The organism is Flavobacterium jumunjinense, assembly GCF_021650975.2.
GTDB classification, from domain to species: Bacteria; Bacteroidota; Bacteroidia; order Flavobacteriales; family Flavobacteriaceae; genus Flavobacterium; species Flavobacterium jumunjinense.
The window spans coordinates 3,988,453-4,000,143 of the sequence record NZ_CP091285.1 but is presented as its reverse complement, the minus strand read 5'-3'; the positions used below and the strand labels follow the sequence as shown (position 1 = coordinate 4,000,143).

Annotated in this window: 10 protein-coding genes; 4 read left to right on the top strand and 6 right to left on the bottom strand. The window is 30.2% G+C overall.

Annotated features, from left to right (window positions below):
* Window positions 1-38: 38 nt before the first annotated feature.
* The 3 genes from L2Z92_RS18130 to L2Z92_RS18120 all read right to left on the bottom strand — a co-directional run bounded on the left by L2Z92_RS18130 (window position 39) and on the right by L2Z92_RS18120 (window position 3,568).
* Entirely contained in the window at window positions 39-983 is a 945-nt protein-coding gene (locus L2Z92_RS18130) for a DUF3078 domain-containing protein (protein WP_236456054.1), read from the bottom strand.
* Complete coding sequence (locus tag L2Z92_RS18125; RefSeq protein ID WP_236456052.1) at window positions 980-2,758, bottom strand: 1-deoxy-D-xylulose-5-phosphate synthase; 1,779 nt, start codon at window positions 2,756-2,758, stop codon at window positions 980-982. Before L2Z92_RS18125 ends, L2Z92_RS18130 begins: the two co-directional genes overlap by 4 nt.
* Before the next feature lie 249 nt (window positions 2,759-3,007).
* Window positions 3,008-3,568: a hypothetical protein gene (locus L2Z92_RS18120; protein WP_236456050.1), complete on the bottom strand. Its 561-nt coding sequence runs from the start codon at window positions 3,566-3,568 to the stop codon at window positions 3,008-3,010.
* Between the two features lie 195 nt (window positions 3,569-3,763).
* Here L2Z92_RS18120 and L2Z92_RS18115 point away from each other — a divergent pair, with 195 nt between their 5' ends.
* The 3 genes from L2Z92_RS18115 (at window position 3,764) to L2Z92_RS18105 (ending at window position 7,416) form a co-directional block, all read left to right on the top strand.
* The gene (locus L2Z92_RS18115) at window positions 3,764-4,945 is read left to right on the top strand and encodes a hypothetical protein (protein WP_236456048.1); all 1,182 of its coding nucleotides are present in this window, start codon (window positions 3,764-3,766) and stop codon (window positions 4,943-4,945) included.
* A gap of 137 nt (window positions 4,946-5,082) precedes the next feature.
* The gene (locus tag L2Z92_RS18110; protein WP_236456045.1) at window positions 5,083-5,943 is read left to right on the top strand and encodes a TolB-like translocation protein; all 861 of its coding nucleotides are present in this window, start codon (window positions 5,083-5,085) and stop codon (window positions 5,941-5,943) included.
* Between the two features lie 6 nt (window positions 5,944-5,949).
* A complete protein-coding gene (locus L2Z92_RS18105; protein ID WP_236456043.1) occupies window positions 5,950-7,416 on the top strand; it encodes an N-acetylmuramoyl-L-alanine amidase in 1,467 nt (488 codons plus the stop codon).
* A gap of 47 nt (window positions 7,417-7,463) precedes the next feature.
* Here the strand turns inward: L2Z92_RS18105 and ytxJ are convergent, their stop codons facing one another.
* The 3 genes from ytxJ to L2Z92_RS18090 all read right to left on the bottom strand — a co-directional run bounded on the left by ytxJ (window position 7,464) and on the right by L2Z92_RS18090 (window position 8,877).
* A complete protein-coding gene (ytxJ, locus tag L2Z92_RS18100) occupies window positions 7,464-7,862 on the bottom strand; it encodes a bacillithiol system redox-active protein YtxJ (protein ID WP_236456041.1) in 399 nt (132 codons plus the stop codon).
* Window positions 7,863-7,951: 89 nt separating this feature from the next.
* Entirely contained in the window at window positions 7,952-8,380 is a 429-nt protein-coding gene (locus L2Z92_RS18095; RefSeq protein WP_236456039.1) for an archaemetzincin, read from the bottom strand.
* A 2-nt stretch (window positions 8,381-8,382) separates the two neighbouring features.
* A complete protein-coding gene (locus tag L2Z92_RS18090) occupies window positions 8,383-8,877 on the bottom strand; it encodes a hypothetical protein (RefSeq protein ID WP_236456038.1) in 495 nt (164 codons plus the stop codon).
* A 209-nt stretch (window positions 8,878-9,086) separates the two neighbouring features.
* Between L2Z92_RS18090 and clpB the strand changes: the two genes are divergently transcribed.
* The gene (gene clpB / locus L2Z92_RS18085; protein ID WP_236456037.1) at window positions 9,087-11,675 is read left to right on the top strand and encodes an ATP-dependent chaperone ClpB; all 2,589 of its coding nucleotides are present in this window, start codon (window positions 9,087-9,089) and stop codon (window positions 11,673-11,675) included.
* Window positions 11,676-11,691: the final 16 nt, after the last annotated feature.

The following is an 11,691-nucleotide window of genomic DNA, read 5'->3' as shown; positions in this document are numbered from 1 at the left end:
CTATTTTGAATTCTATTTATGTATTAGTTCTATTTTTTTTAGAAAGTATACACCAATCCAACACCCAAAAGTTGCTTCAATTGAAGTTTTGGACCAACAATTATTTGTTGTCCGTCTCTTTCTTCTTTAGCTTTTATATCATCATCATAAATAATATGAGTACCAATATTAGCTCTCACATATTCATTAATAGTCATGTTCAATTGAAGTTGCCAATCGATATCGACATTTCCAAAATTATTTAAATAATCAGTATATAAGCTAATTCGATGTTCTAAATTAATATTCTTGAAAACTTCTTTTTCCCATTGGTTTGTTATTAATATACCTACTTCTGTTCTTGATCTCGCTCCATTTTGTAGTACTTCTCCAGTTGTTGGATCTATAATTGCAGGATCAACACCAAAAGCTCCTTCATTAGATAATTTTCGATCTAAAACTATTGTAGTTTTTTGTGTTAAGGGAGACAAGTAGACATTTAAATTTAGATCCTTTCTAGAATATTCTCCACCAATACCTAAGAAAAAATAGGCTGGTGCAAAAGGTTTTGATATTGGGTTTTCTGTATTAGGGTAGGAATAACCATTTGCGAATTGTGTATTGAAATTTAGTTTTCCACTATAGAACAAGTTAGAAATTGTATCTCTTTTAAAACCAAACGTTGAGTTTATTTGTAGTTGATCGTCAGTTTTTCTAACTTCTTGACCTTCTTGCTTATTAATACCATAACGAATTATTAATTCATTTTTCCAGTTTAAATGTTTTTTAGAATATTCTCTAACAAAATTACCTTTTGCTAAACCTGAGATAGAAGTGTTTCCTCCAGCATTCCAGTTCACGAAGGTGATTTGAGAAATATCTAAACCAACTTTATTTGATTTTGACCAGTATGAAATTGTATCGGGTAATTTTGTTCTCACGATTTGACTAAAATTGTATTGAACAATAAATAATAAAAACCCTAGTAGGTAGGTCTTTTTCATAATTGAAGTAAAATATTTAATTGATTAATAATGTTTTTAACGTCGATTTTGCATATTTGTTGTAATTCTTCAACACTTCCGTGCTCAATAAAATCATCTGGAATACCTAGATTTAGTATACTTAGTGGGCTTTTTTTATCGATGATGTATTTGTTTACACTAGAACCAAATCCACCTATTATCACTCCATCTTCAATTGTTATTATGTGCTCATAAGTATTACTTATTTCTAATAATGTGTTCTCATCGATCGGTTTTATGAATGGAAAATGATAATGAGCAACCTTTTCAGAGTTTGAACAATTTGCAATTGCTTTTTCAACATTAGTTGCCATTATTCCTGTGGATAAAACAGCTATTTTAGTACCGCTTTTTAATTTTTTTGCTTTACCAATTTCTATTTTCTCAAATGGCTTTTGCCAATCTTTAGTTTCTCCTCTTCCTCTAGGGTAGCGTATAGCAATCGGTTTTTCTAAACCTAATTGAGCGGTATACATACAGTTTCGTAACTCCATTTCATCTTTTGGAGCCATTATAATTAAATCGGGAATACAGTTAAGATAGGCAATATCAAAAGCACCATGATGTGTAGCACCATCTTCACCAACTAACCCAGCCCTATCTAAACAAAATATTACAGGTAGTTTTTGTAGGGCAACATCGTGTATAACTTGGTCATAGGCGCGTTGAAGAAAGGTAGAATAAACATTACAGAAAACGACCATTCCTTGTGTTGCCATTCCTGCTGCAAGAGTTACAGCGTGTTGTTCTGCAATACCAACATCAAAAGCCCTTTTTGGAAAAGCATCCATCATATACTTCATAGAACTACCAGTAGGCATAGCAGGAGTAATTCCAATTATTTTTTCGTTTTGTTTAGCAAGTTCAACTAATGTATGTCCAAAAACATCTTGAAATTTTGGAGGTAAACCGTCTTCATTTTTAGGATATATTTTTCCTGTTTTTGCCTCGAATTTACCTGGAGCATGATATCTTACTTGATCTTCTTCAGCAAGTTGAAGCCCTTTTCCTTTTGTTGTCGTTACGTGTAGAAATTTGGGGCCTTTTATTTTTTTTAATCGCTTTAATTCAGCTATTAATTTAGGTAAATCATGACCATCAATTGGGCCAGAATAATCAAAATTGAGTGATTTAATAATATTGTTTTGTCTTGGGTTTTTTCCTTCTTTAACGGCAGTTAAATAATCTTTTAAAGCACCAATACTTGGGTCGATTCCAATGGCGTTATCATTTAAAATAACTAATAAATTAGCATCGGTAACACCTGCATGATTTAAACCTTCAAAAGCCATTCCACTAGCAATAGATGCATCTCCAATTAAGGCTATATGTTGTTTTTCTATTTCTCCTTTTAATAAAGAAGCCATTGCCATTCCTAATGCTGCAGAAATGGAAGTAGAGGAATGGCCAACACCGAAAGTATCATAGATACTTTCACTTCTTTTTGGAAACCCAGAAATTCCGTTTAACTCTCTGTTGGTATGAAAAACTTCTTTTCTCTCTGTTAAAATTTTATGAACATATGCTTGATGTCCAACATCCCAAACTAATTGATCTTCGGGTGTGTTAAAAACATAATGCAACGCAACTGTAAGTTCAACAACACCAAGGCTAGCTCCAAGATGACCTCCTTTTCGAGAAATAATATCAATTATAAAACTTCTCAGTTCTTGTGCAAGCTGAGGCAATTGATTTTCAGATAGTGTTCTTAAATCTATGGGATTATTAATTGTATTTAAAAGTGTGTCTGACATAATATTAAAATGCAAAAATAGCATTTATAAATACAAAATACCTTCTTAAAGAATTGATTTTTGTATAAGTAGAATTAGTTTTGAAAAAAGGCCGTGTTTCAAATTGTTTTACACTTTTTTATACATGTAATTTTCTTTGTTTATGTTTAGTTAGATTGAATGCATTGAATGAAATAGAAGTAATTATAGTTGTATAATGTATCAAACTGCCCGATAATTGAGAATGCTATTTTGTAGGTATTTTTTAGTTTAATCTTCATTTACTGGCATAATAGGAATTCCCATAATAATTTCTCCCATGATTTCAGGCTCTTCTATCAATTCTGGTATTTCTGGAGGAGGTGGAATACTTAATTTTTCATTCTTAATCGTTTTACACTTTTTAATTGCACTATCTGCTACGATTTTCTTATTATAGATAGTATCAATATTGTTAGAAATACTATCTTCAATAACAACTACTTCTCCTAAAGTATGTACATTATTATTGAAATCTTTACAACTGAAAAGTGTTGTTCCCATCACGACAAATAGGGCTAATAAAAATGATTTTCTAAACGAAGTTTGACTAAATAAAAGAACTTCTGGAATCTCAATTTTAATACTTTCTAATTGATCCTTTCTAAAACGGCCACAAACTTTTTCTGTTTTATTGTTTTCGAAAAGTGCGATAATCTCATCATTACTTTTACCTGTAAAATCGAGTACAGTTTTAGAACATGATTGGCAAAATCTACCTTTCTCTTCGGAAAGCATTTCATTCCAGTTCTCATGACAAGGTTTCGGTACAGATAGATTTAGTTTTTGCATGATACTATAATTAGAGTGATTTTTTTGTATGATACTATATCAAAATATATGCCATTTAGAATACTTCAACTATTTTTATTACTTATCAATCATGGTTTTGGCATCCTTTTTGTCTAAAACTAAAAAAAACAAAAAGATATAGCAATGCAGTTTCTTGCTTTTAAAAAATAGTATCTTTGTCAAAATGATTTATTTATGAAAAAAATTACTTTAATTATTTTATCACTTATAGTTGTTAGTTGCGGAGTAAAACAAACACAATCAATGCTTAGTAATGGAAATTATGATGGAGCTATTGAAAAAGCAATAGATGCATTACGTACTAACAAAACTTCTAAAGGAAAACAAGACTATGTTTATTTATTAGAAGAATCGTTTGCAAAAGCAAAAGCAAGAGATGAATCTTCTCTAAATTTATTGATTAAGGAGAACAGACCATCGAATTATGAACGTATTTATGCTTTGTATAATCAATTAAGAAATCGTCAAGAACGAATTAGGCCTTTATTGCCTTTGCCATTATTGAAAGAAGGTAGAGATGCTATTTTTCCAATGGATGATTATTCTGATGAAATTATAAGTAGTAAAACAAAACTGTCGGATTATTTATATAGTAATGCTAAGAAATTGATGGCATCTAAAAATAAAATAGATTTTCGACAAGCATTTGATGATTTAACCTATTTAGACCAGTTGAATCCAAATTATAAAGATGTTCGTTCTTTAATGGATGAAGCACAATTAAAAGGAACCGATTTTGTTCATGTTTATACAAAAAATGAAACAAATATGGTTATTCCTGCTCGTTTACAAGACGACATGTTAGATTTTAGTACGTATGGAATTAACGATAAATGGACAGTTTATCACAACAATCGTCAGAAGACTATCAAATACGATTATGGAATGATTGTAAATTTTAGAGATATTGTTATTTCACCAGAACAAGTTCGTGAGAAACAATTCATAAAGGAAAAACAATTAAAAGACGGTACAAAAACACTTTTAGACACTAATGGAAATGTAGTGAAAGATAGTCTTGGAAATGCAATTAAGATCGATAATTTTAAAACAATCTCTGTGAGTATTTATGAATTTACACAATTCAAATCGTGTCAAGTAACAGCAAAGGTTGATTATATTGATTTTAGAAACAATCAATTAATTGATACTTTTCCAATAAGTAGCGAATTCGTTTTCGATTATATTTATGCAAATTACAATGGAGATAAGAGAGCTTGTGAATCCGATTATTATCAATTTTTTGAAAGAAGAGCTGTTCCTTTTCCAAATAATGAGCAAATGATTTTTGATACTGGTGAAGATCTTAAAGCTAAATTAAAAAGTATTATTACTAACAATAAGTTTAGGAGATAGTATATCTAACTTAATAGTAAAAAGCATATTATGTCTATAATGTGTTTTTTTTGTTTTAATGTTTTTTTAACAATTAGTTTAATGTTTTTTCTAATAAAATGTTAAATTTACAATTGTATAATACAAAACAAACAAACATGAAAAAAAGACTATTTTACTATTTTCTGTTTGCTTTTAGTGTCACACTAGGCAACGCTCAGGAATTAAAAAATCTTGAAAGAATCAATTTGGAAGGTTATTTTACAAACCCCGTTGCATCTCCTAACGGGAAATTTGCATTGGTAACCTCAGAACACTTTAATGGAGTATTCTTGTTAGACTTAAGCACACAAGAGATTAACCAGATTTCTGAAAAGGAAGGAAGTGGCTATGGGTATTGTTGGAACAAGGATAGTGAATCATTCTATTTTAAGCAAAAAAACAAGGATGATTATTATTTAAATTCAAAAACATATAGTTATACTATAAATACTAAGCAAATTACAGAGTTGTCAGAAATTAATCATAATTATTTACCTTCCTTTAATGGTTTTAATAAAGAGGATGAATCACAAATTATTGTTTACACTAATATAACGACTTTGAAAATTCATGCTAAGGATTTAATTACTCAAAAAGATTGGGTTGTAACTCAAGATGACGGACAATTTTATAATGCGATATTATCTCATGATTCAAAAAAAGTAGCAGTACATAATGGAGCAGATATATATGTATATAATATATATGGAAATGAAAAAGCGGTAAAAATTGGTACAGGAATAGCAACGTCTTGGTCTCCAAATGATAATTATTTGATAGGATTTCTAGATCAAAGTTCTGATGGGCATACTATAGATAATTCTGAAATTTATATTTATAATTCTGAAAAGTATAGTCCAAAAAAAATAACAAATACAGAAGTGTTTTCAGAAATGTTTCCATCATTTATAGAAGACAATAAAATTCTATTTTCTGATGATAAAACAGGTCGAATATATTCATTTAACATACAATAAGACACTATGAAAAATCTATATATACTACTTGCTTTATTGGCATTTTCATTTTGTTTAAATGCGCAAATAATAGTAATTGATCCAGGCCATGGATATGGAGCTTCAACAAGTAACAATCCAGATGGAAGAACTGCAACGGAAATAGAAACGGCTTTAGCTGTAGGCCTAAAAACAAAAGCTTTAATTCAAAATAGTTGCTCTGCGGTAACAGTTAATATGACTAGAACAACAAATGTAAATGGTTGGACATCAGTTACGCAAAGAGCTCAAATGGCAAACAATTGGAATGCAGACAGACTTGTTAGTATTCATTGTAATGCAGGAGGTGGAACGGGCACAGAAACTTTTTACTGTACTTATGATGATACTAATACCACACCAGACATAAATTTCTCTAAAAAAATACAAGCAGATATGGTAAGTAATGGTACTTTTAACAACAGACGTTGTGTGGAAGATAATTCCTATTTGTCCTATCATTTAGGCGTTTTAAGATATTCATCTGCAACGGCTTGTTTGAATGAAATTGGATTTGTAGATAATTCAACCGATGCTTCAAAGCTAAATAATAATGCTTGGAGAGATAAATTTGCATTATCTTATTTTAATTCTTTAAAATCGAGTTTAAATATTACATGTAGTGGATCAGCTGTACTAGGTAGTTTTTCATTAACAGCAACTCCAGAATGTGTTAATAATGAAAGTAGAATCAACTTAAATTGGACTTCAGCAGCCAATGCAACGTCGTATGATATTTATCGAAATGGTTCTTTGTATGCAAGTAATATAGCTGGCACATCATTTTTGAACACATATGTTACTACAGGTACTACTTATACGTATTCTATTAAAGCAAAAAATTCATCAGGTGCTACTAACAACTCTAATGGAACTTTAACGAGAACAGCTTCTTGTGTGCCTGGTGCATTCACATTAACGGCTTCTGCAACTTGCAGTGGTACTACAAGTGCAATTAACCTTACATGGACAGCTTCTTCAGGTGCTACTTCGTATGATATTTATCGAAATGGTAATTTATACGCAAGTAATGTTACTGGGAACTCATTTTTCAATACCTATTTAATTAATGCAGGTTCTGTTTATACTTATTATATTAAAGCAAAAAACAGTTCAGGAACAATTAATAATTCAAATGGAAATAAAAGTGTAACCGCTACAAATTGTGGTGCAAAAAATGAAACAATTGAAGATGTTAATTTTATAAATGAAATTAGACTTTATCCAAATCCAGCAATAAGCGAAATTACATTTGAAATAAATAATGTTCAAAATAGAAATGTAAATTTAGATATTTTTGATATTTCAGGAAAACACATACAAAATATCAAACTAAATTCTAGCGAAGAATTATTAAAACAAGAAATTAATATTTCTGAATTTGCTAGTGGGATTTATTTTATGAATTTCACAATTGATAATAAAGAATACGTGAAGAAGTTTATTAAAAAATAAATGAATTGTTTTACACTAAAAACGCTTTCAATTTGAAAGCGTTTTTTTTATACAAACTGTTTAAGATCTTCAAAAACAATATCATCATGGGAAGCTGTATAAATAGCTTTTCCGTTTTTTATAACTACAATCTGTGGAGACTGATGAACAACATTATAACGACTTGTAATTTCATTAGAAACTTCTCTAAAACTCAATAAATCTAATAAGTACCAATCCATTTGTTCATCGGTAAAATTATATTCTGCATCAAAGCGTTTCAAAGCAAATCGACTAATACTACATCTTGTACTATGCTTGAAAAGCACAACTGGTTTTTGATGGGAAACTTTATCTATTGTTTCAAATTCATCATTAGAATTTAAAGTGTAAAATTTTGCTTTTTCATTATTTTCACTCTTTTCATTTGAAGTATTTCCTCCAAAAATATTTTTTAAAAAACTCATAATAATTTTATTTGATACAAAGTTACTGAAATCCAAATGCTTTTGAATTAGCTTTTTTACATATTTATATAACAAAATTTCCTAAAGAATTATTTTTGGATAAGCATAACCTCTCTTTGCTTACTTAAAAAAGAAGCATCATCACTTAAATGATGTGTTTTCATAAATGCAATTAGTTTATTTAATCGACTAACATTATCAAAATTCAAATTCCATGATAATTTCGATAAACATTCAGAACAAAGACCATTTGGCCTAGAATCAGATTCATTGAGATTATTAGAGCCATTCATTAAACAAATAGCATAAGTACAATGCTTAATCGTGAACATGTGACTTATTTCATGGGTAGATGTTTTTATTAGTCGCATCAAACACTTAGAATAATTAGTTTCATTTAGTTCTTCTTCAGAGTATCTAGCAATAGACGAAACACCAGTTCTTTTTTTATAACTAGCTAATCCAAAAACAAAATTCCAAGAAGGCTTTGGGTACAAATCTTTAGCAGTTAAACCCATAATTACAATACCGTCTTTAGGTTTTTTTTAGGTAGCATAGTATTAATAATATAAGTTGCATCTAACTGTTCATTTCCATAATAAATTCTTTGTTTACTTTTTGGTATACTTTTTTCAGAGATTGGAGGAAGCTGAATGGTTTTTAAATTAAAAAAAAGTTCAATATATTCGGTATTCCAATTGATTACTTTTTGTTCCCAATCGGTAAACTCACCTATGGGTTGAATGTAAATAGTTTTTATATCCTCAAATGGAGCAACTGGATTCGATTTTATATAATCACCATAGGATTGTCCTTTTTCATAATGATCATATAACCATTCTCCAGGTTTAGGAGCTTCCAAAACTAAATTCAAGTCTAGTAATGCTTCATAATTTGGTAGCTTTAAGTCTCCTTTTTCTAGTTTTATATGTTTAGCTATTATTTCTGCTTTTTTTGTTTTCTCAGTACAAGAAAACAAAAGGGCGAATAATAATAATGTAAATAATGGCTTCATAAATAAAGTATTAGTTAAGACAATATAGCAAAAAAAGAGCCAAATTGACTTGTTTTTTGTGCTAAATAAGATAAAATAGAATAATTATAAGACATTTTGACGTAAAAAACGGATTGGAACATAAATTGACTAAATACAACTGGAAATTAAAATAACAATATAAAGTTTACAAATAAAAGTATAGATTAACCTACATTAAATAAAACAATATGAATTTTAATAATTATACAATTAAATCCCAAGAAGCCATTCAGCAAGCACAACAAATTGCGCAAGGTTTTGGGCATCAACAAATAGAGAACGAACATATTTTTAAAGGAATACTTGAAGTAGATGAAAATGTAACACCATTTTTGTTAAAAAAACTAAATGTAAACGTCGATTTATTTAAAAAAATAGTTGACAGTACATTACAAAGTTTTCCAAAAGTTTCTGGAGGAGAAATTATGTTATCGAGAGAAGCAAGTACAGCTTTGAATGAAGCATCTATAATTGCTAAAAAAATGAATGATGAGTTCGTTTCTATAGAACATTTAGTGATAGCTATCTTTAAATCGAAAAGTAAAATTGCTCAAATTTTAAAAGATCAAGGTGTAACACAAAAAGGATTAGAAAGTGCCATAGTTGAACTTCGAAAAGGAGAAAGAGTAACATCTGCTTCGGCTGAAGAAACCTATAACGCACTAAATAAATATGCCAAAAATCTTTGTGAATTAGCTAAAAGTGGAAAATTAGATCCAGTAATTGGTCGTGATGAAGAAATACGAAGAGTTTTACAAATTCTAACACGTAGAACAAAAAATAACCCAATATTAGTTGGTGAACCAGGTGTTGGTAAAACGGCTATTGCAGAAGGTTTAGCGCATCGAATTGTAGATGGAGATGTACCTGAAAATCTAAAAGATAAAATCATTTTTTCATTAGATATGGGGGCATTAATTGCTGGTGCAAAATACAAAGGAGAATTTGAAGAACGATTAAAATCGGTAGTTAAAGAAGTTACTGCTGCAGAAGGAGACATTGTGCTTTTCATTGATGAAATTCACACACTTGTTGGTGCTGGTGGAGGTGAAGGAGCTATGGATGCTGCCAATATTTTAAAACCTGCATTAGCTCGTGGAGAATTGAGAGCAATAGGTGCAACTACTTTGGATGAATATCAAAAATATTTTGAGAAAGATAAAGCGTTAGAGCGTCGTTTTCAAAAAGTGAATGTAGATGAACCAGATACAGAAAGTGCCATTTCGATTCTTAGAGGAATTAAAGAAAAATATGAAACACATCACAAAGTACGTATTAAAGACGATGCAATAATAGCTGCTGTCGAATTATCACAACGCTATATCACAAATCGTTTTCTTCCAGACAAAGCAATTGATTTAATGGATGAAGCGGCTTCTAAATTGCGTATGGAAATCAATTCTAAACCTGAAGAATTAGATGTTTTAGATCGAAAAATAATGCAATTGGAAATTGAAATTGAGGCGATTAAGCGTGAGCAAGACGAAACTAAACTAAAAGTATTAGGTTTAGAATTGGCTAACTTAAAAGAAGATCGTAATGAAATTTATGCCAAATGGAAATCGGAAAAAGATGTTGTAGATACTATTCAAGCAATAAAGCAAGAAATTGAAGATTATAAAGGAGAAGCTGAACGTGCAGAACGCGATGGAGATTATGGAAAAGTAGCAGAAATTCGTTACGGAAAAATTAAGGATGCACAAGAAAAGTTAGATGTTTTTCAAGCTCAATTGCATGAAAATGAATCTGGTACTTCCTTAATTAAAGAAGAAGTAACTAGCGAAGATATTGCAGAAGTGGTTGCCAAATGGACAGGAATTCCTGTTACAAAAATGCTTCAAAGTGATAGAGAAAAGTTATTGAAATTAGAAGAGGAGCTACACAAACGTGTTGTTGGACAAGAAGAAGCTATTGAAGCGATTTCTGATGCAGTTCGTAGAAGTCGAGCGGGTTTACAAGATATGAAGAAACCATTAGGATCATTCTTATTTCTTGGAACAACTGGAGTAGGAAAAACAGAATTAGCAAAAGCTTTGGCTGAATATCTTTTTGACGATGAAAATGCGATGACACGTATCGATATGAGTGAATATCAAGAGCGACACAGTGTAAGTCGATTAGTGGGTGCACCTCCAGGATATGTTGGTTATGATGAAGGTGGGCAATTAACAGAAGCAGTTAGAAGAAGACCATACTCAGTTGTATTATTAGATGAAATTGAAAAAGCACATCCAGATACTTTTAATATTTTATTACAAGTACTAGATGAAGGTCGTCTTACAGATAATAAGGGGCGTTTGGCTGATTTCAAAAATACGATTATCATTATGACTTCAAATATGGGAAGCCATATTATACAAGAGAAATTCGAAAACCTTAAAGGTGGAATTGATGCTGCAACAGAAGCGGCTAAGATTGAAGTATTAGGACTTTTGAAACAAACAGTGCGACCAGAATTTATTAATCGTATTGATGAAATTGTAATGTTTACTCCGCTAACAAAAGATAATATCCGTCAAATTGTAAGTTTACAATTGAAAGGTTTAACAAAAATGTTAGTGCAACAAAATATAACTATGGATGCTACTCCAGAAGCAATAGACTATCTAGCATTGAAAGGATATGATGCAGAATTTGGAGCAAGACCTGTAAAAAGAGTTATTCAAAGAGAAGTGTTAAATCAGTTGTCGAAAGAAATTCTTTCAGGAACTATTTCAAATGATAGTATAATTCTTTTAGATTGCTTTGATGGAAAATTGGTTTTTAGGAATCAATAATTTGAACTTGAAGAAG